An 18953-nucleotide genomic window follows, 5' to 3' on the forward strand; every position below is an offset into this window, starting at 1 on the left:
GTCTGGTCTGGGCGGCCGCGGCTCGGACGTGGGGGTAGTGGTCGATAGTCGTGCCTGGACGGATCAGAATCGACCACTGGCCGATTTTCGGGAGGGGTCTGGTCTGGGAGAACCTCGACAGATCCTCCACGATCGGGAATCGAGGTATGGGTCGTGGACGCAAGAAAGCCGCCTTGACAAGCTCTTTCAGCTTGCCAAGGCGGCTCTCGGATTGGCTCCCCGGACTGGACTCGAACCAGTAACCCTTCGATTAACAGTCGAATGCTCTGCCAATTGAGCTACCAGGGAATTGCGTTCCCACGCGAGGCGCTACGCTATCAGACTTCGCGAGCCGAACGCCAATCGGGGTTGGTGCCGTCCCCGAAGTACTCGGCCGACAACCGGTCGGTCTCCGCAACCACCGCCTCCCGGGTCGTCGGATCGTCCAGATCTGCCCCGCCGGACGGCACGGCGTACCAGTCGACGCTCGTCTGCTTTCCGAGGCTCCTGCGGCCGATGATCTGGACCTGGCCTCGCACGGGCGCATCGATCAGGGACTGGATGACGGTGGAGGCTTCGATCCGCTCTCGGAACAACTGCGGGAGCCGGTTGGCTTCCGTGAGGGTCAGAGCGTGCGACTCGCCGTCGACCGTCTTCCAACGAAACTGTGCGGTCTCGCTACTCCATGCTCCCCCGCTGACCCGTTCCCAGGGCCACACCCGCCACACTCCCTCTGAGAGCACGGCGAGGGCTTCCCGCGTGCCTGCCACCACGACACCATCCCCAGTGCCGTGTGCGAGGACCTCCGCAGGCTGACCGAGGGCATCGGCCAAGCCGTCGAAGTGGGTTCCTTTGCGTCTGAACAGGGCCATACCCCCATTGTGCCCGCCTGTGGAAAAGAAGTGTTGTCCGTACCGATCCATCCACAGGTTGCTGCGTTCGCACCCGAACAGGGGCGCTCCCGGGAAAAGTGGTCGGCATGGAGAACTTGAACATCCCCCTGGTCTGGCTGGCCGACGGCGAGGACGTGGCACTTGCCCGGTGCGTCGAGGCCGGTCTCTACGCGCAGCACTTGATAGACACCCGAGGCGACGATGACCTCCTCCGCAGGGTGGTGGAGGAAGGAACAAAGGCAATGGAGATCCTGTGGTGGGTCGGGTTGAGGGTCGGCGGCAAGGTCGCAGCCCGGCTGGCCATCAACACCGGGGTTTCCCAGGAGGAACTCTTCCAGCAGGCAGCGCTGGGGGTGGCAACGGCCGTCCGCTCCTACGACCATGCCAGGGGGTTCCGCTACACGACCTTCGTCCACCATGTGGCCGCACAGGCGCTTTCCGATGTCGACCAACTCCGCGTCTGTGCTCCTGGCAGCACCAGGGGCGACCGGAGGGCCGTGAGGCTGGCTGAGCGTGCCCGCGGGGACGATCTGGAGATCCCGCTGGAGGAGGCAGCATCCGCCGCGGGCGTGTCGGTGTCCTCGGTTGCTCGCGGCACCATCAGAAATGTGTCCTTCGACCCGGAAGCGGCTGCAGATGAGACCGCCCAGGATGGCTTCGACAAGGTCATGCGCACCGGCCTCGGCTTCCTGGAACTGTTGAGCACCCGGCACCGGGCGGTGCTGCAAGCCCGATATCTGAGCAGCAGCAAGACCTTCGACGAGATCGCGGCCGAGTTCCGGGTCTCAAGCACCACGGTGATGCGTTGGGAGCGCTCCGCGATCAGGGAGGCACGCGCGGTCCTCGACTCGGACCGCACGGTTTCGCCATCGGTCAGCCGAGGCCAACCGATTGCAGCCGCTTCCTCCGCATCTCAAGCTCGGTCAACTGGGCGAACTGCGCGCGGTGGTCGGAAGGGTCCTTGACGGGATCGGTGCGCTGCAACCTCGACTTGAGATCGGCGATCTGCTTCGACACCCGGGCCAGCTGGAGCCTCGAGCTATGGGTCAGCGAGTAGGTTTCATCGGGTTCGCGCAGAAGCGGTTCGACAAGGAGGGCCACGAGGAGTTGCTGCACGAGTTCGTTTGGTGCGGCGGCCCGAAGCCGGTCCGCCCAGCTCTCCCCGAACTCCACCGAAGTCAGCAGTCGGAAGACCGCACGGTAGCCGGGATGCTGGAAGTCGTCGGCCTCGACGCCGTTCCAACTGGCATCGAAGGTCAGCGGATGCTGCAGCATCAACTTCAGCGAGTCACGCTCCAGCCTCAGCGCTGGGTCGTTCGGGTTGGGCCACCCGGGGTCCGGCTCCGGTGGTTCCTCCAGCGTGACGACCTCGACGCCCTGGTGGCGACGTCCGACGCGGACGGCCTCGCGGCGGACATCGTCGAGATCCATGCCGAGCACCCCCGCCAGTTCGCGCAGGTACTGGTTGACGAGCGACTGGTCCCGGATCGACCCGATGAGCTCCGCACCTTCCCGGGCCGCGGCGAGGCGACCGTCGGCCCGGTCCAGGTCGTGGCTCTTGGCGATGTTGCTCATCACGAAGCGGTAGAGCGGAATCCGGCGAGCCACGAGTTCACGGACGGCGGCCTCACCCTGCTGGATCCTCAGATCGCAGGGGTCCAGGCCTGTTGGTTCGATGGCCACGTACGTCTGGCTGATGAAGTTCTGGTCACCCTTGAACACCTTGAGGGCGGCCGCCTGACCGGCCTTGTCGCCGTCGAAGGTGAAGATCACCTCGCCGTGCAGCCCATCATGGGTTCCCATCAGGCGCTGCAGCAGCCGACCGTGATCTTCCCCGAAGGCCGTTCCGCACGAAGCGACGGCCGTCTCAACGCCTGACAGGTGGGCGGCCATCACGTCGGTGTATCCCTCGACGACGACCGCCTGGGATTTCTTCCCGATCTCGCGACGCGCCAGGTCGAGCCCGTAGAGGACGTGCGACTTCTTGTAGACCGGCGACTCGGGTGTATTCAAGTACTTCGCCGGCATCCTGTCATCGTCGTAGATGCGTCGCGCGCCGAACCCGAGGACGGCCTGGGCAGAGTCGCGGATCGGCCACAGCACCCGCCCGGTGAAAAAATCCCGTGCCGAGTCGCGAACCAGCCCCGCGGCCTTCAGCACATCGTCCCCGAAACCCTGCGCCGCCAGGCTCTGCCGCAACGCGGCGCCGTGGCGTGGCGCGTAACCGATTGAGAAGTGCTGCGCCACCTCGCGGTCGAACCCCCTACCGTGTAGGAACTGCCGCCCGGCGATCGCCTCCGGTGAGTCGAGTTGTTGGCTGTAGAAGGCCTGGGCCGCTTCGTTGGCCTCAAGGATGCGCTTGCGGAGCCCGGGAGTCTGACCCGGGCCTGTGCCGTCGTCCTCGACGCGCAACACGATTCCCGCACGGTCTGCGAGCACCTGAACGGCTTCGACGAAGGTGAGGTTCTGCTGACGCTGTAGAAATGTGATGACGTCGCCGCCCTCACCGCACCCGAAACAGTAGTAGAAGCCGCGCGCCGGGGTGACCTGGAAACTGGGGGTCTTCTCGTCATGGAAGGGACACAGCCCCTTGAGGGACCCACCTCCCGCGTTTCGTAGGGCGACGTAGCTGCCCACCACGTCCTCGATCCGGCTGCGTTCACGGACGGACGCAATGTCCTCCTCGTTGATGCGGCCTGCCATGGCACCCGAGTCTAGCCGCAGCCAACTAAGGTGACCCACGTGACTGTGGAGATCGGGCTGCCATTGGCGTTGGCGCTGTCGCTGCTCGTGTTGCTGGGGACCGCCGTGGCGTGGTGGGGCCGGATCTCTGTCACAGGAGCGATCCCGTGGGCGGCACTCCGCGCGGGCGTTCAACTCCTGGCCGTCTCGCTGATCATCGGGGTCGCGCTTCGACAGGTCTGGATGGCGATCGTGTTCGTCTCCATCATGTTCGCAATAGGCGTTTACACCACCGCCGGACGTTCCGGGCTCCGATCCCCGAGGGCCTTCTTAGCGGCGGGGGCGGCGATGCTGGCCGGGGCGCTGCCGGTGCTCACGATCATCTTCGCCACGGGCGCGGCACCTTTGGCCGGCGCTTCGATCGTGCCGATCGCGAGCATCGTCGTCGGCAACATGATGTCTGCCCACACCCTGGTCGCCAGACGTGCCTTCGCGGAACTGCGTACCGGGCTCCCCCAGTACGAGGCCTACCTCTCCCTCGGCCTGGACCGCTGGTCTGCGATCAGCGCGATCGTGTCGCCGACCCTGCACGAGGGTCTGGTCCCGGCGCTGGACCAGACCAGGACGGTGGGCCTCGTCACGTTGCCCGGCGCCTACATCGGCGTTCTCCTGGGTGGGGGCAGCCCATGGGCTGCGGCGGCCGCGCAAGTGCTCGTCCTGGTCGGGATCAACACCGGGCAGGCCTGCACCGCGGTTGCGGCCCGTTGGCTGATGGCGCAGGCCTGGCTGCTTCCGCCCGATCTCGCGCAGGCGCTGAGGCCCTAGGCCCCCCTCCCGATGCCGCGGGGCAGCTTCTTCGGGTCCCAACCGAGCAGCGCGGCAGCCTGCTCGAAGGCGAACCTGTCGGTCATGCCACCGACGTAGGCGACGGCCCCCATGACCGGGTCGTCGCCCCGGTATTCGGCCGGGAGCGCTTCCGGATGGTCGAGGTAGTAGCCGACGAGGTCCGTCAGGACCGACACCACCGTCAACGACTGTGCCACGGACTCGGGCCTGGTGTAGATCCGTTCGTAGTTGAACCGTCGCAGCTCGGCGAGTGCCTCGGCCGTCGTCGCATCCATGCCCACCACCCCGGTGGCTGCTGTGGTCTCGATCACCGCGGTGATGAAGGTGGCGAGTTGGCTGCGGCGGGTCGTGCCCGCCACCTCGGCCACCACCCCCGGGAGGTCTCCGACACCCACGATGCCCGCGTGGATCGCGTCTTCAAGGTCGTGGGCACAGTAGGCGATGCGGTCGGCCCAACTGACGATCTCCCCTTCGATGGTCATAGGTGCCGGGCGCGACCACGAGTGGTTGCGGATGCCGTCGAGGGTCTGCGCCGTCAGGTTCAGGTCGGCGAGCACGACGTCGGAGCCCCATGGGCCGTGGTCGTAGCCGCCGACGATGAACTGGTCGAAGGCGTCCTCAGACGCGTGGCCCCCGGGCCCGTGGCCGCAGTCGTGACCCAGTGCGATCGCGTCCGCGAGCGTCACGTTGACCCCGATGCCGCGTGCCATGGCGATCGCTGCCTGCGCCACCTCAAGCGCGTGCGTCAGGCGGGTGCGTTGGTGATCGGTCGGATAGACGACCACCTGCGTCTTGCCCGCCAACCGCCTGAAGGCGGCCGAGTGGACGATGCGGTCCCGGTCGCGCTCGAAACAGGTGCGGAACGGGTCGGGCTCCTCGTCCTTGGCCCGCTCGCCGGCCCCGGAAGCGAAGCTGGCCTCACCGATGTACTGGAGCCGTTCCAGCGCCTCGCGTGCGACCCGTTGCCTGGGGCTCCTCGGTGTGATGCTCACTTTCGAAGTCGAGTGGGCCGAGATCACGTCGACGCCGTGGCCGTGCATGGTCTCGGCCCAAAGCCTGGCCCGGGGCAGGAGGGAGTCGTTCATATCGGCGTCCAACCTACCCGAGCCGCGATCAGCGCTCGCTGCGCGGCAGCCAGGCCCGCTCGGTCGGGCCGACGTAGATCTGCCGCGGCCGGTAGATCCGCTGGGCGGCGTTGTCGGTGACTTCCTTCCAGTGCGCGATCCAGCCAGGGGTGCGCCCGATCGCGAACATCACCGTGAACATATCCAGCGGGATCCCGATGGCGCGCAGGATGATGCCCGAATAGAAGTCGACGTTCGGGTAGAGCCGACGCGACGCGAAATAGTCGTCGGCCAGCGCAAGCTGTTCTACTTCACGGGCGATGTCGAGGAGCGGGTCGGTGATGTGCATCGCGTTGAGCATCGAGTCGGCTGCGTCCTTGAGGATCACCGCGCGCGGATCGAAGTTGCGGTAGACGCGGTGCCCGAACCCCATGAGCTTGATGTCGCTACGGCGGTCCTTCACCAGATCCAGGTACTTCTTCGGGGTCAGTTTGCCTTCGTGGATCTGCTGGAGCATCTCGATGACGGCCATGTTCGCGCCCCCGTGCAGCCGGCCCCACAGCGCGTTGACGCCTGCGGACACGGACGCGTACAGGTTGGCCCCGGACGAGGCCACCATCCGCACGGTTGAGGTGGAGCAGTTCTGCTCGTGGTCGGCGTGCAGCACGAGGAACATGTTGAGGGCGTGGGCGACCTCCGGTGTCGTCTCGAAGTCGCGGTAGGGCATCGAGAACATCATGTGGAGGAAGTTCTCGGCATACGAGAGGTCGTAGCGTGGGAACATGATCGGCTGGCCGATGTGCGACTTGTAGGAGGCGGCCGCGATGGTGCGGGTCTTGGCGATCAGGCTGGCGGCCGCGAGCCTGAACCCCTTCTCGTCGGTGAAACGGTGCTCGGGCAGATCGTGGCTCTGTAGGGCGCTGATCATCGCCGACAGGATGCTCATGGGGTGTGCGTTCTTCGGGAACGCATCGAAGTGGTTGCGCATGTCGCGGTGCAGCCACGAGTTCTCGCTGAGGAGGTAGCGGAACTCGGCGCGCTCGTCGGCATTGGGCAGGTCTCCGAAGATGAGCAGTTCGGCAGTCTCGATGAAGCTCGAGTTCTTGGCGAGGTCCTCGATCGGGATGCCGCGGTAGCGCAGGATTCCCTTTTCGCCGTCGATGAAGGTGATCGCCGAGGTGCAGGAACCGGTGTTCGCGTAGCCGTCGTCGAGTGTGATCAACCCGGTCGAGGAGCGCAGCTTCGAGATGTCGACGCCCTGTTCCCCTTCGGAGCCGGTGACGATCGGCAAGTCGTAGCTCTGGCCGTTTACGGTGAGATTTGCGGTTTCGGACATGGTCATTTTCTCCGATCCGGGCCGGGATGGCCCAGTCAGGAGGCTAGCGAACCCCCGGTTCCGCGATGTCGGGCGGGTCGACTTAAGCGTGGGTGAGCGACCAATCGGGGGTCAGCCGCCGGAGACGCCGATCTCGGCGTCGGCCAGGTCGAGATCGCAACCGGAGGTGTCGTCGTACCAGCCGTATGGCAGGACGACCTTCCCGCGGGGCGATCCCTGCCGTCCCCTCGGAGTGCCCAGTTCGGCCTCGGGGAAGCCGGCGTCGGCGTCCAGCAGGTCCACCAGGGCGTGGAGTTCATCCATGGTGGAGACCATGGCGAACCGCCTGCGTAGTTCGCCGACGGGATAGCCCTTGAAGTACCAGGCCATGTGCTTGCGCAGGTCGGTCAGGCCGTGGCGCTCGTCCGAGATGGCGACCAGCAGTTCCGCGTGACGCACGATCATTCGGCCGACCTCGCCCAGGGTCGGACGGAGGCGCAGCTTCTCGCCGCGGAAAGCGGCCGCTAGGTCGCCGAAGAGCCAGGGTCGGCCGAGGCAGCCGCGTCCGATGACAACCCCGGCGCACCCGGTCTCGGACATCATCTTCAAGGCATCTTCGGCCTCCCAGATGTCGCCGTTGCCGAGCACGGGGATGTCGACGGCGTTGACCAGTTCCCTGATGCGGCTCCAGTCGGCCTCCCCGGAGTAGGCCTGTTGAACGGTGCGGCCGTGCAGCGCGATCGCCGCGGCACCCTCCTCCTGTGCGATCCGCCCGGCGTCGAGGAAGGTCTCATGGTCCTCATCGATCCCGATGCGGGTCTTGACCGTCACCGGGACGCCGAACTCGTCGGCCGCCCGGACGGTTTCACCCACGATGGCGCGGAGCCGATCCCGCTTGTAGGGCAGCACTCCCCCGCCCCCCTTGCGGGTGACCTTCGGGACGGGGCAACCGAAATTGAGGTCGATGTGGTCGACCCGGAAGTCGCGGATGAGGATGCGCGCTGCGTCTGCCATGACGTCGGCGTCGACGCCGTAGAGCTGGACCGACCTGGTCTTCTCCCCCGCATCGAACTGCAGCATGGCGTGGGTCTTCTGGTCGCCGACGACGAGCCCGCGTGACGTGATCATCTCGCAGACGTAGAGTCCCGCGCCCTGTTCTCGGCACAGTTGCCGGTAGGCCGCGTTGGTTACCCCGGCCATCGGTGCGAGCACGACCGGCAGATCGACGACGACTGCGTCACGACGACTAGGTGCGTGCAGGCGGAGCGGCTGGGGAATTGACACGATCAACGAGTCTAATCGGCGGCGACGGGCCTCCGAAATCCCGGCCGACGGCGATTCAGCCTGCGGTGAGGCAGCGCTGGATGGCCATCGCCGCTGCTCCCTGCGCCCATGCGAGGAAGTCCAACTCCTGCAACACCAGTTCCGGCTGCGGCAGGTCCGGGACCAGCCTTCCTGCCGTCGCCTCCCGGACCAGCTCCAGTCTCCCTGCCAACACGCCGATACCGTCGCCGGTGAGCAGGATCCGTTCGGGCCCCCAGGCCAGGGTGGCGAGCGCGACGAGTTCTCCGAGCGTCCCTGCCGCCGAGTCGAGCACCGTCGCCGCTGCAGGTTCGGTCGGCAGTTCGGCCGGGGTGAGGGGCCTTCCGGCGGCCTCGCTGCCGGCCCGCAGCAGCGCATCGGTGCTCAGCACCTCGCAGAAGGGCCGACCGTCGCGGGCCCAGGCCGCACCCAGCAGCGCCGCGGTGCCCTGATGCCCGACCAGCAGTTCGTCAGCCACGACGGCACCGGCGCCGATCCCCGCGCCGATCGTCACGACGGCGAAGTCGTCGGCTCCGCGCCCGTGTCCGAACCAGTGCTCCGCCAACGCCAACGCGCCCACATCGTTGGCGGCGAAGCAGGGCAGTCCGATGCCCTGCGTCAGCAGGCTCGTGAGGTCCACCTCGCCCCAGCCGAGCAGGTTCGCGCTGCCAATGCTGCCTGCCGGGTCGACGGCAGCCCCGAGCGTGACCCCGACGGCCGTCAGTTCCGCACCGGTCGCGACCTGGCGGACGAGTTCGACGATGGCATCGACCGTAGCCTCGGGTTGCGTCGTGTCCACCGCCCGGATCGCGGTGGCGTGGATCTGGCCGGCCAAGCCGGTCAGCACCGCGTGCAGTTCACCCTCGATTATCTTGACCCCGGCGAACAGACCGGCGGCGTCGGCCACCTGCAGCGGGCGCTGCGGGCGGCCGACCTCCGTCTTCTCCGGATCGCCCTCAACGAGTGTCCCGGCCGCAATCAGCGGCGCCGTGAGCCTGGTGAGCGACCCGGAGCTGAGCCCGGTGGCGCGGGAGATCCCGACCCGGGAGATCGGCCCGTTGCGCAGCACCAGGCCGACGATCCTTCTGGACGTCGGGTCCAGGTCGGTGATCAACATGGATCGGATTGTCCCCTCACATCAGTCGGTGGTCAATTCCAGCAGCCGGTTGACCTGCTCGTTCAGGTCGGTGAGCGAGGATGCAGGGCTCGAGCCGATGTAGATGGCGTCGAAGGCGGGCTCCGTCAGGGCCGTGATGTCGGCCCCGTTGCTGGTGACCGGCTGCATCACGGTGGTGCCCTCTTCGAGATGGACGGTGAACGCCGACACGTCGATACCGGCCTCCTCCTTGGCTGCGAGGGCCGCGTCCATGCCCGACTGGCGGGCGGGGAAGACGACGCCCGCTTCGCCGATCAGGCTCTGGCACTCGTCCGAGGCCATGAACGCCACCCACTTCGCCGCCGATTCGGGGTCGTCGGAGAACCTGCTCACGGAGTCGGCCAGGCCGTTGAATGGGCTGGCGCGGTGCCCGGACGGCCCGACAGGGGTCGGCGCGATGCCGAGATTGAAGTCGGGAAGGGAGGCGTGCAGCGACGTCATCCAGGACCCGTTCATGCCCAGGACGGCGTTGCCTGCGGCGACCTGCTGGTATTCCCCGCTGTTGGTGCTGACGTCGCTCATGGAGGGCATGTAGCCCTTCTCGGCGAGGCCGAAGTACCACTCGATCGTCTTCTGGAAGCCGGGATCGTCCATGTTGAAGTGGGTACCCCACGGGTTCTGGTCGAGCAGCGTCCAATCGGGCATCGAGTAGACGTAGGCGCCCCACTGGGTCTGACCGAAGTTCCCGCCTCCACCGCCCTCCGAGGCGAGCCCGTAGAGCGCAACATTGTCCTTGTCGAACCCGGGTTCGTCACCCCGCACCCCGTTCTGGTCGACGGTGAGGTGCGCGATGATCTGTTCGAACGTGCCGCCGTCATCGGGGTTCCATTCCATGTCGGCGAGCTGTTCGGCGGTGATCCCGGCCTCATCCGTGAGGTCCGTGTTGTAGAAGTACGCGATGGTGTCCCAGTCCTTGGGGGCGCCGTACTGCAAACCGTCCTGACCCTGCCAGATCGCGGCGAGTCCGTCGGCGAACTCGTCCGCGTCCAGGTCGCTGGTGGCTTCGAGGTCGTTCAGCGGCACCAGGACGTTGAGGTCGACGAACTGGGCGTACTTGCCGAGGTGGTTGGTGAACACGTCGGGGCCCTGGTCGGCGATGAAGCCGGCCGTGAGCTTGCTCCAGTAGTCGTCCCATCCGTACTGGGTGATCCTGACCTTCAGCTCCGGGTTCTCTTCCTGGAACCGGTCGGCGCAACGCTGATAGCCCGGCTGTTGCGCGGAGTCCCAGAGCCAGTAGTCGATGACGCCGTCGCCGCCGTCACCGTCGCCGGTGGAGCAGCCGGAGGCGAGCAGGGTTGCGGTGAGGAGGGACGCCGCAATGGTGGTGAGTTTCCTGGACATATGCTTCCTCACTTGATTCCGCTGAAGCCGATGGAGTTGACGATGCGCTTCGCGCTCAGCGCGAACAGGATGAGCATCGGAAGGGCTGCCACCAGGGTGGCCGCCATGAGCCCGGACCAGTCGGGGCCCATCTGGGGCGCCTGGGAGCGGAACACGCCGAGCCCGACCGTCAGGACGCGCGAGTTGTCGCTGTAGCTGACCATCAGCGGCCAGAAGTAGTCGTTCCAGGCGCCGATGTAGGTGAGCAGCGAAATGGTCGCGATCGGGGCCGAGGCCATCGGCAGGATGAGCCGGAAGAAGTTGCCGAGCTTGCCGGAACCGTCGAGCAGCGCCGCCTCCTCCAGTTCGAGTGGAATGTTCATGAAGAACTGCCGCAGGAAGAACACGGCGAACGGAGTCATCAGCATGGTCGGCAGGGCGATCCCGAAGACGGTGTCGATGAGGCCCAGCTCTTTGATCAGCACGAAGTTCGGCAGGAACGTGAAGATGGTCGGCACCATGAGACCAGCGAGGAACAGCCCGTAGACGGTGTTGCGGCCGGGCCACTTCAGGCGCGAGAACGCGTAGGCAGCGCAGGCGGAGAAGAACACCTGCCCGACCGTCACCAGGGTGGCAACGATCACGCTGTTGAGCAGGTAACGCCAGAAGTTGACCGGCTGGCCGGCTCCGCCCGCGGCGATCGCCTCTTCGCCGGTCTGCATCCCGAAGACGCGGGCGAAGCCGCCGAGGTTCGCGTCCACCGGGAGCCAGGACGAGGCACCGCTGTAGAGGGCGTTGTTGGATGACAGCGCGGTGCGCAGCATCCAGTAGAAGGGGAACAGGGTGGCGATCATGATGATGATCATCACGGCCCAGGCCGCGATCCTGCCCCAGCCAGGACGGGGCTTGCGGCTGCTGTTGCCGGTTTCGGTCTCGTTGACGCTGTCTTCAGTGATCGGAGTGGTGGTCATGGTCGCCTCAGTTAAGGTCGGTCTCGCCGGCGCGAGTCATGCGGTACTGGATCACCGTGATGATCAGCAGGATGATCAGCAGCGCCACTGACAGCGCCGAGGCATAGCCGAACTGGAATCGTCCGAAGGCCATGTCGTAGATGTAGAGCTGCAGCACGCGCGACGAGTTCACCGGGCCACCCGCCGTGGTGACTGCGACGGTGTCGAACACCTGGAACGAGCCGATGACGGTCATGATGAGGACGAGCGCCAGGATGGGCCGCAGCAGGGGCATCGTGATGCGCCAGAACATGCTCCACTCACTCGCCCCGTCGACGCGCCCGGCCTCGTAGACCGTCTCCGGGATGGTCTGCAGGCCGGCGAAGATCAGCAGGGCGGTATAGCCCATGTGTCGCCAGACGTTGATCAGCGCGATGGTCGGGATCACCGTCGACTCCTGGCTCAGGAACGGAATCGCGTCGATGCCCATCCAGCCGAGGATCTGATTCCCGACCCCGAGCTGCGTGTCGAGGATCCACATGAAGATCAGCGCCGCAACGACGTTCGAGACCAGGTACGGTGTGAGCACGATGCTGCGGACGAACGTCGAGCGGGTCAGGCGCTGCATGAGGACGGCGATCAGGAGCGCCATCACCGTCTGAACGCCGATGTTGATGACGACGTATTGGATCGTGACCCAGGCCGCGTTCCAGAACACCGGGTCGCCGAACATCCGGATGTAGTTGTTGAGGCCGACGAACGTTGGTTCGGTGAGCAGGTTGAAGTCGGTGAAGCTCAGCCAGATGCCGCGCAGGGTCGGCCAGAGCAGGAACACCAGAAACCCCACGAGGGCCGGCGCGATCATCACCATCGCCAGCTTGAGGTCACCTATGTTGCGACCGGGGCGCGCAAGCCGCCCCGTCGATGCTTCGGATGAAGTCATACTATTACCTCCGTTGGTAAGATAACTTAACTCTGTCACAGAGTTAACGCGAGGGCAAGCACTACCCTCGAAAAAGGCGGTGGGCCGACCCCCTTTCGGGAATCGACCCACCCAACCAGGCAGCGATCAATCCAGCCTCTCGAACTCGAACAGCACCGCGGAGGAAGGCTGCATCAAGGGTGCGCGGAGCCCGACCGATCCCAACTGAGCCCCGCTGACGATCAACGGTTCAGGGTTGAGCTGCCAGGGAGTCCGGAGGGCGTCCGGCGTCTGTTGCCGATCGATCGCCTTCACCTTGTAGCGTGCTTCCGGCTCCAGCCCAGGGAAGCGCAGCCGCCCCAGGCTGACACCCGTGGAGACCTTGAGCATCGACAGGGAGAAGATCGCCTTCTCCTGCGTGACGATGCCCTTGAAGAAGACCTCGGGGTCGGCCATCGCCACACGGACGAGGCGTCCGGTCAGGAGGGTCGTGCGGTTGCGCTTGTACCAGGCGATCCACCAGCCGAGCTGCTCGATCTCCTCCGCCGTGGCCTCTGCGAGGTCCCACTCGATGCCGAGATGGCCGAACACGGCGGTGGCGGCCCGGAAGTTCAGGTCGTGCCAGCGGGCGGTCGTGTGCGACCGGCCGGAGGCGATGTGGCTGCCCATGACCTCGGCGGGCAGCAGCTGCCCCGTCCACCACAGCATCCGCTGACGCTCTTCCGGATCGATGTTGTCCGAGACCCAGACCCGCTCGGCGCGTTCCATCACCTCGAGGTCGATGCGGGACCCTCCCGACGCGCAGGATTCGAACTCGACGTGCGGGAACCTCTCCCGCAGCTCGTCGAGCAGGCGATAGAACGCGTGCGTCTGGGCCGAGACCGCGGGTCGCCCTTCGGGCGCGGTACCCGCATCGATCAGGTCGCGGTTGTGATCCCACTTGACATAGTCGATTGCGTACTCGTCAAGCATGGCTGACATCTGGTCCAACACATGCCGATAGGCGCCGGGCACCGACAGGTTGAGCACCTGCTGGCGCCGCGACTCGATCGGGAGCCGTCCGCCCGGCTGCATGATCCACTCCGGGTGCGCCCGTGCGACGTCGGAATCCTCGTTGACCATCTCGGGCTCGAACCAGAGCCCGAATTCCATGCCCAGCTCCTTGACCCGGTCCACGAGCGGGTGCAGGCCGTCCGGCCAGATGTCGCGGCTGACCACCCAGTCGCCGAGACCGGCCGTGTCGTCACGGCGCGCCCCGAACCAGCCATCGTCGAGCACATACCGCTCGACGCCGAGGGCGGCGGCACGTTCGGCGAGGTCGAGGAGCCGGTCCTTGTCCTGGTCGAAATAGACCGCCTCCCAGACGTTGATGGTGACGGGACGTTCGGCATCGGGATGCACCGGCAGGCCGCGGAGGTGTTCGTGGAACCGCTCCGCCTGCCGGTCGAGCCCGACCGAGTAGTTGAAGTAGACCCAGGGGCCGACATAGGTCTCGCCGTTGGCCAGTTCACCTTCGCCTGGGAGCAACAGCTCGCCACCGCCGATGACCTGAGCGCCGCGGTAGTCGCGCTCGGCGATGTGCACATGGTTGCCGCTCCAGGCGGTGTGCGCGGCCCAGATCTCGCCGTCGCGGTAGTCGAAGCCATCCACCCCGACGCTCAGCACATAGGCGGAGTCTGCTCCCGTGCGGCCGTGTCGCCCCTCGCGTCGATGCGTGCCGACGCCGAGCCGACCTCGTTGCGGCATGCGCTCACTGCCCCAGCGACCGGCGAAGTCGAGGATCTCCCGCGCCTCACTCGGCACCGGGAATCGCACCCCGAGTTCCGCGACGGTATAGCCGTCCGCTCCGTCGTTGGTGAGGGAGGCGCGCACCCTGACCAGCCCGGTCGGGAGGAGTTCGACGGTGAGCGCCATGGTCAGCCCGGCATCCGGGGCGACCGCGCGGTACTCGACCCGCCCAGTCCCGACGGCCCGGAATCCGGACGTCGGCTCGCCATCGATGGACACCGACCCCAGGCGCCAGTCGGGGCTCCACCCGAGGCCATCGCGCGAGCCGACCAACCCGGGAGTGTTGGTCCAACCGAAGCGCCCCTCGGGGATGATCCCGAGCGCCAGGCCTTCATCGGGTGAGTTGTTGGCGACCATCCATCGATCGCCGATCTCGAGCGCCGCGAAGTCCGCCTCGCTCACCGCGCCGGGGTCGCTCCCCCAGTGCACGACGCGCGGCAGGCCTCCGTCAGCAACCAGCAGCAGGGCAACCCCTGCCGAACGAAGTGAGATCCGAGACTCCATTGTTCCCCTCCACCAGACTTTTCTTTGTTGCAAAGGTTACTGGAGTCTAGAGCACTCCTTCGGGCCCACGCAACCGCTCGATCAGATATCCCCGGGCGCCAGATAGGCGCTCGGCTCGTCGACCGCCCGCAGGAGCAGCGGGGTCAGGACCATCTTCGCCTCAAACCCGTTGAAACTGCGCCGGTACGAGCCGACGTCGCGCCATCGGCTCACTATCGCCCAGAGACCTGGGTCGTCGAGATTGCGCACCAGGTCCATCGATTCGCAGCCCTCCCTGGCGCGCCAGAACTCGACGACCTGTTGGGCCTCACGCTCGAACTCCGCCCCGACATCACGGAATCTGTTGACCGCGAACATCCCGTTACCTCCCTCGTGATCCTGGAACCGTCCTTCAGTCTGCCAGCTTGACCTCCCCAACCGTCTAACTGATAATGGTTCTCATGTCATTCAAGCGTCTCCTTCCCGCCTTGCTCGCCCCCGCCCTGCTCACTGCCTGCGGCGCTGCCGGTGGCGAGGCCGATACAGCCAGTCCGCATGTGGTGGCAGCGTTCTATCCACTCGAATGGGCATCAACTCAGGTGCTGGGCGACCATGGTTCGGTGACGACGTTGACGGCACCCGGTGCCGAGGCGCACGACCTGGAACTCACCCCGCGTCAGATCGCCTCGCTGGCTGAAGCCGACCTTGTGGTCTATTTGAAGGGCTTCCAACCGGCCGTCGACGATGCGATTGAGCAGTCCGGGGCCGATCATGCTTTCGATGTGGGCGGGGTCGTGGATCTGTTGTCGGCAGAAGACGGGCATTCACATGATCACGGTGAAGAAGGCGGAGACGATAGCGACGCAGAAGAGGAGCACGCCGAGGATGACGGCCACGACCACGGTGACTTCGATCCCCACTTCTGGCAGGACCCGGAGCGGATGCAGGTGCTCGTCACCGCGCTCGGTGACCGGCTCGCTGCTTCTGACCCTGACAACTCTGCCGACTATGCATCCAACGCCGCGACAACGGTGGAGAAGTTGGCACGGCTGGACGGCGAGTTCCAGGCAGGCCTCGCACAGTGTGAACGCCCAGAGTTCATGACGACCCACGCCGCGTTCGGCTACCTGGCCGACCGGTACAACCTGACGGAGATCGGCGTCTCAGGGGTCAACCCTGACGACGAGCCCTCCCCCGCCCGGATCGCCGAGATCCACAAGGAGGCCCAGGTGCACGGCCTCACGACCGTCTTCTTCGAGACGCTCACGTCCAACTCGGTCGCCGAGGCCATCGCCGGCGACCTGGGCCTCGAGACCGCCGTCCTCGACCCCCTCGAAGGGATCACGGAAAAGTCACCGGGTGACGACTACCCTTCGATCATGCGCGCAAACCTGGAGGCTCTGAGGGTGGCAAATGGTTGCTCCTGACCTCGCGTCCGCCGAACACGTATACGTCTCCATCGGTGGCCTCCCGATCCTTAGGGATGTTTCCGCATCGGTGCGCTCCGGGGAAGCGGTCGCGCTGCTCGGCGGGAACGGCTCAGGTAAGTCCACACTGGTGCGGACCCTCCTCGGGCTCCTGCCGCACCAGGAGGGCACCGTGAAGCTTTTCGGCGAGGCCGTGCCGGGATTCCGTGACTGGTGGAAGGTCGGCTACGTGCCCCAGCACAGCGCCATCGCAGTGGCCAATGCGACGGTGTGGGAGATCGCTTCGGCTGGGCGTCTCGCGCATCGCAAGCCGTTCCAGTGGCTACGCCGTGCCGATCGCGACATCGTCACCAGGAGCCTCGAACAGGTCGATCTCGCTGCCCGTGCGGGCTGGCCCTTCCGATCACTGTCCGGAGGGCAGAAGCAGCGGGTGCTGATCGCAAGGGCGCTTGCGTCCGAACCGGAGTTGCTCGTCATGGACGAACCCCTCGCAGGCGTCGACCTGCATAGCCAAGCGGGACTTGCGACCCTGCTGGGCAGGCTCCGCGACGACGGGCTCGGGATGCTGGTCGTGCTGCACGAGCGAGGGCCGATGGCCGAGATCTTGAACCGGAGTGTGACGCTGTGCGACGGTCGGGTCGTCGACGGCGAGCCGGATTTCGGCAGCACGTGCATCGACGAGGAGTTGGAGAGCGACTCGCTCGGGCTGGCCGACCCCATCGCAGGGAGCATTGCATGATTGAGCTTTTCGGCATGCCGTTCATGCAGCGGGCACTGATTGCGGCCGTGCTCAGCGGCCTGATCGCCCCCGCGATCGGTACTTTCATCGTGCAGCGACGAATGTCGCTCTTGGGTGACGGGCTGGGCCACGTCGCCATCATGGGTGTCGGGCTCGCGATGCTCACCGGCTGGGCCCCGCTTCCCGTGGCGGCGGTGGTGTGTATTGCAGGGGCGGTCATCGTCGAGTTGCTGCGTCAGAACGGGAAGGCGTCAGGCGACCTCGGCCTTGCCATCCTGTTCTACGGAGGCCTGGCCTCCGGAGTGCTGATGGCGGGGATGGCCGGGCAGGGTGCCGGCGGGCTCTCCTCGTACCTCTTCGGGTCGCTCACTTCGGTCAGTGAGCAGGACATCCTGGTGATCGTCGCGCTGGCCGTGGTAATTCTGCTGTTCACGATCGGGTTGGCGCCCCGGCTCCTCGCGGTCACCGTCGATGAGGCCTACGCGCAGGTGCTGGGCATCCGGGTGCGGTGGCTGAACCTGTTGATCGTCGTGCTCGCCGCAGTGACCGTCACCGTGTCGATGCGCACCGTCGGGTTGCTGCTGGTCAGCGCACTGATGGTGATCCCGGTATCGGCGGCCCAACAGAGCTTCGTCGGCTTCTATGCTTCGTTCTTCGGAGCGATGGGGATCGGTGTGCTCGCCGCGATCGGCGGCACGGTCGGCTCCTTCTATCTGGACTCGGCCACCGGTGCGACCATCGTCGTGACGGCCATCGGGCTGCTCGGGGTGTCCTGGTTGGTCGGGGGAAAGCTGCGAAGGGAAGACCGGTTCATTCCGTTCATCGAGGACCACGGCGTTCACCAGCACGAACCGGCCGAGGCGCACGCCGACCCGGTACACGACCCGCACCGCGCCGAGAAGCTGAGGATCCAGCACGGCGACCACATCGACTACGTGCACGACGGCCACAGGCATGCCGTCCACGGAGACCACTATGACGAACACTAGGCCGACCCGACAGACGTGGCAGAAGGCAGCCGTCCGCGACCTGCTTGAAGGCGGCGAGGAGTTCCGCACCGCCCAGCAGATCCATGACCTGCTCCGAGACTCCGGTGCCAAGGTGGGCCTGGCTACGGTTTACCGGGCACTCCAGGCAATGGCCGAGTCGGACGAGGTCGACGTGCTCCGCACTCCCGACGGTGAGGCGGCCTACCGTGCCTGCTCGTCGGGGCAGCATCACCACCATCTGGTGTGCCGGGCTTGCGGGTATTCGATCGAGATCGCGACGCACATCGTGGAGGATTGGGCCGCGAGCGTGGCAAAGGCGCACGGCTTCACGGACACGGGGCATGAGTTGGAGATCTTCGGGCTCTGCCAGAACTGTTCTGGGCAGTCGCGGTAGCCTGGCGCGTCCTTCGGCTGGTTGAGTCGCCTGGCGTATCGGTTGAGCTGTCTGGTGCGGTCGGTTGAGCCGACGGTTGAGCCGCCTTGCGAGGAACGAGCAAGGCGTGACGACCACCTGGCACACGGTGCAGTATCCCGACCACAGGTTCTTGAGAGACTCCGCGAAAACGTCACGATGGTTTCGTCACGGGCGTTCGCAAGCTCACGGCCCGGCTCAACCAGCCGTCGGTTGAGCCGCCTTGCGAGGGACGAGCAAGGCGTGGGCGTTACCACCTGGCATACGGTGCAGAATCCTGGCCACCGATTCTTGAGACACCGCGACCTTGCGCAGGAACCAGACCCCGACCGGGGACCGAAAGTCGACGGGAATCGTTACCGTTTCGTTATCTTCCACAGCATCCGCAGCGGGGGTTTCTGTCGGACCCGCCCGGAACAATAGAACACATGAACCAAACGATGCGGGAAGCTGGGCGGCAGGTCATCACTGCCGGCTACGACCAGACCCGCATCCTGGATGCCACCCGACAAGCCCAAACACTCTCCGAAACCCTCGAATGCATCGACCAGCTACAAGCCCAACTGGCCGGGTTGAAACTCCACATCATCTCCGAAGCGTTCGCCTGCGGCGCCACCACCGTGATCGACCAAACCCAAAACAGTGTCCGTCACACCCCCACCGCAGGCAAAGCATTGATCCGGACC

General features: G+C 66.0%; 18 protein-coding genes and 1 tRNA gene. 7 read left to right on the forward strand and 12 right to left on the reverse strand.

The window, feature by feature from the left end:
* Nucleotides 1–212: 212 nt before the first annotated feature.
* A tRNA-Asn gene (locus BUC15_RS16220) sits at nt 213–288 on the reverse strand.
* Nucleotides 289–317: 29 nt separating this feature from the next.
* Nucleotides 318–851, reverse strand: coding sequence for a hypothetical protein (locus BUC15_RS16225; protein WP_073190298.1), 534 nt, complete (start codon nt 849–851; stop codon nt 318–320).
* A 107-nt stretch (nt 852–958) separates the two neighbouring features.
* Here BUC15_RS16225 and BUC15_RS16230 point away from each other — a divergent pair, with 107 nt between their 5' ends.
* Nucleotides 959–1837, forward strand: a complete 879-nt coding sequence (locus tag BUC15_RS16230; protein ID WP_073190301.1) for a sigma factor-like helix-turn-helix DNA-binding protein — start codon at nt 959–961, stop codon at nt 1835–1837.
* Here the strand turns inward: BUC15_RS16230 and dnaG are convergent.
* Nucleotides 1746–3575 carry a DNA primase gene (gene dnaG / locus BUC15_RS16235; protein ID WP_073190305.1) on the reverse strand — a complete coding sequence of 610 codons (1830 nt, stop codon included), beginning with the start codon at nt 3573–3575 and terminating at the stop codon, nt 1746–1748. The two genes, BUC15_RS16230 and dnaG, sit on opposite strands and share 92 nt — an antisense overlap.
* A gap of 75 nt (nt 3576–3650) precedes the next feature.
* On the opposite strand from dnaG, the gene BUC15_RS16240 reads away from it, so the two are divergent.
* Nucleotides 3651–4379 carry an ABC transporter permease gene (locus BUC15_RS16240; RefSeq protein ID WP_073190336.1) on the forward strand — a complete coding sequence of 243 codons (729 nt, stop codon included), beginning with the start codon at nt 3651–3653 and terminating at the stop codon, nt 4377–4379.
* Here BUC15_RS16240 and BUC15_RS16245 read toward each other — a convergent pair.
* From BUC15_RS16245 to BUC15_RS16285, 9 genes are all read right to left on the reverse strand, one after another.
* Nucleotides 4376–5440, reverse strand: coding sequence for an HD domain-containing protein (locus BUC15_RS16245; protein WP_073190338.1), 1065 nt, complete (start codon nt 5438–5440; stop codon nt 4376–4378). The two genes, BUC15_RS16240 and BUC15_RS16245, sit on opposite strands and share 4 nt — an antisense overlap.
* A gap of 73 nt (nt 5441–5513) precedes the next feature.
* A complete protein-coding gene (locus tag BUC15_RS16250; protein ID WP_073190307.1) occupies nt 5514–6800 on the reverse strand; it encodes a citrate synthase in 1287 nt (428 codons plus the stop codon).
* 111 nt (nt 6801–6911) lie between these two features.
* Nucleotides 6912–8057, reverse strand: coding sequence for a tRNA dihydrouridine synthase DusB (gene dusB / locus BUC15_RS16255; RefSeq protein ID WP_073190341.1), 1146 nt, complete (start codon nt 8055–8057; stop codon nt 6912–6914).
* A gap of 61 nt (nt 8058–8118) precedes the next feature.
* On the reverse strand, nt 8119–9198 hold the full coding sequence (locus BUC15_RS16260) for an ROK family protein (RefSeq protein WP_073190311.1): 1080 nt from the start codon (nt 9196–9198) through the stop codon (nt 8119–8121).
* A gap of 21 nt (nt 9199–9219) precedes the next feature.
* Entirely contained in the window at nt 9220–10578 is a 1359-nt protein-coding gene (locus BUC15_RS16265) for an ABC transporter substrate-binding protein (protein WP_073190314.1), read from the reverse strand.
* A gap of 8 nt (nt 10579–10586) precedes the next feature.
* On the reverse strand, nt 10587–11528 hold the full coding sequence (locus BUC15_RS16270) for a carbohydrate ABC transporter permease (protein ID WP_073190317.1): 942 nt from the start codon (nt 11526–11528) through the stop codon (nt 10587–10589).
* Between the two features lie 7 nt (nt 11529–11535).
* Nucleotides 11536–12450 carry a carbohydrate ABC transporter permease gene (locus BUC15_RS16275; protein WP_073190320.1) on the reverse strand — a complete coding sequence of 305 codons (915 nt, stop codon included), beginning with the start codon at nt 12448–12450 and terminating at the stop codon, nt 11536–11538.
* 126 nt (nt 12451–12576) lie between these two features.
* Nucleotides 12577–14721 carry an alpha-galactosidase gene (locus BUC15_RS16280; protein WP_073190323.1) on the reverse strand — a complete coding sequence of 715 codons (2145 nt, stop codon included), beginning with the start codon at nt 14719–14721 and terminating at the stop codon, nt 12577–12579.
* Nucleotides 14722–14802: 81 nt separating this feature from the next.
* Entirely contained in the window at nt 14803–15078 is a 276-nt protein-coding gene (locus tag BUC15_RS16285; RefSeq protein ID WP_073190326.1) for an antibiotic biosynthesis monooxygenase family protein, read from the reverse strand.
* Nucleotides 15079–15161: 83 nt separating this feature from the next.
* Between BUC15_RS16285 and BUC15_RS16290 the strand changes: the two genes are divergently transcribed.
* The 5 genes from BUC15_RS16290 to BUC15_RS16310 all read left to right on the forward strand — a co-directional run.
* Nucleotides 15162–16127 (forward strand): metal ABC transporter substrate-binding protein, encoded by a 966-nt coding sequence (locus BUC15_RS16290; protein ID WP_245788019.1) that lies wholly within the window; start codon nt 15162–15164, stop codon nt 16125–16127.
* Complete coding sequence (locus BUC15_RS16295; protein ID WP_073190331.1) at nt 16114–16866, forward strand: metal ABC transporter ATP-binding protein; 753 nt, start codon at nt 16114–16116, stop codon at nt 16864–16866. Before BUC15_RS16290 ends, BUC15_RS16295 begins: the two co-directional genes overlap by 14 nt.
* Nucleotides 16863–17855 (forward strand): metal ABC transporter permease, encoded by a 993-nt coding sequence (locus BUC15_RS16300; RefSeq protein ID WP_342741745.1) that lies wholly within the window; start codon nt 16863–16865, stop codon nt 17853–17855. The genes BUC15_RS16295 and BUC15_RS16300 overlap by 4 nt, the downstream gene beginning before the upstream one ends.
* Nucleotides 17842–18249, forward strand: coding sequence for a Fur family transcriptional regulator (locus BUC15_RS16305; protein WP_073190334.1), 408 nt, complete (start codon nt 17842–17844; stop codon nt 18247–18249). Before BUC15_RS16300 ends, BUC15_RS16305 begins: the two co-directional genes overlap by 14 nt.
* A 446-nt stretch (nt 18250–18695) precedes the next feature.
* Nucleotides 18696–18953, forward strand: a 258-nt coding sequence (locus BUC15_RS16310; protein ID WP_139280324.1) for a hypothetical protein, incomplete at its 3' end; no start/stop codon positions are given.

The organism is Tessaracoccus bendigoensis DSM 12906 (assembly GCF_900141915.1).
Classification (GTDB): domain Bacteria; phylum Actinomycetota; class Actinomycetes; order Propionibacteriales; family Propionibacteriaceae; genus Arachnia; species Arachnia bendigoensis.

Excerpts from the sequence above, each read along its gene's own strand:
- BUC15_RS16225 (WP_073190298.1), bottom strand. The coding sequence starts at position 851 with ATGGCCCTGTTCAGACGCAAAGGAACCCACTTCGACGGCTTGGCCGAT.
- BUC15_RS16230 (WP_073190301.1), top strand. The coding sequence starts at position 959 with ATGGAGAACTTGAACATCCCCCTGGTCTGGCTGGCCGACGGCGAGGAC.
- dnaG (WP_073190305.1), bottom strand. The coding sequence starts at position 3,575 with ATGGCAGGCCGCATCAACGAGGAGGACATTGCGTCCGTCCGTGAACGC.
- BUC15_RS16245 (WP_073190338.1), bottom strand. The coding sequence starts at position 5,440 with ATGCACGGCCACGGCGTCGACGTGATCTCGGCCCACTCGACTTCGAAA.
- BUC15_RS16250 (WP_073190307.1), bottom strand. The coding sequence starts at position 6,800 with ATGTCCGAAACCGCAAATCTCACCGTAAACGGCCAGAGCTACGACTTG.
- BUC15_RS16260 (WP_073190311.1), bottom strand. The coding sequence starts at position 9,198 with ATGTTGATCACCGACCTGGACCCGACGTCCAGAAGGATCGTCGGCCTG.
- BUC15_RS16265 (WP_073190314.1), bottom strand. The coding sequence starts at position 10,578 with ATGTCCAGGAAACTCACCACCATTGCGGCGTCCCTCCTCACCGCAACC.
- BUC15_RS16270 (WP_073190317.1), bottom strand. The coding sequence starts at position 11,528 with ATGACCACCACTCCGATCACTGAAGACAGCGTCAACGAGACCGAAACC.
- BUC15_RS16275 (WP_073190320.1), bottom strand. The coding sequence starts at position 12,450 with ATGACTTCATCCGAAGCATCGACGGGGCGGCTTGCGCGCCCCGGTCGC.
- BUC15_RS16280 (WP_073190323.1), bottom strand. The coding sequence starts at position 14,721 with ATGGAGTCTCGGATCTCACTTCGTTCGGCAGGGGTTGCCCTGCTGCTG.
- BUC15_RS16285 (WP_073190326.1), bottom strand. The coding sequence starts at position 15,078 with ATGTTCGCGGTCAACAGATTCCGTGATGTCGGGGCGGAGTTCGAGCGT.
- BUC15_RS16290 (WP_245788019.1), top strand. The coding sequence starts at position 15,162 with ATGTCATTCAAGCGTCTCCTTCCCGCCTTGCTCGCCCCCGCCCTGCTC.
- BUC15_RS16295 (WP_073190331.1), top strand. The coding sequence starts at position 16,114 with ATGGTTGCTCCTGACCTCGCGTCCGCCGAACACGTATACGTCTCCATC.
- BUC15_RS16300 (WP_342741745.1), top strand. The coding sequence starts at position 16,863 with ATGATTGAGCTTTTCGGCATGCCGTTCATGCAGCGGGCACTGATTGCG.
- BUC15_RS16305 (WP_073190334.1), top strand. The coding sequence starts at position 17,842 with ATGACGAACACTAGGCCGACCCGACAGACGTGGCAGAAGGCAGCCGTC.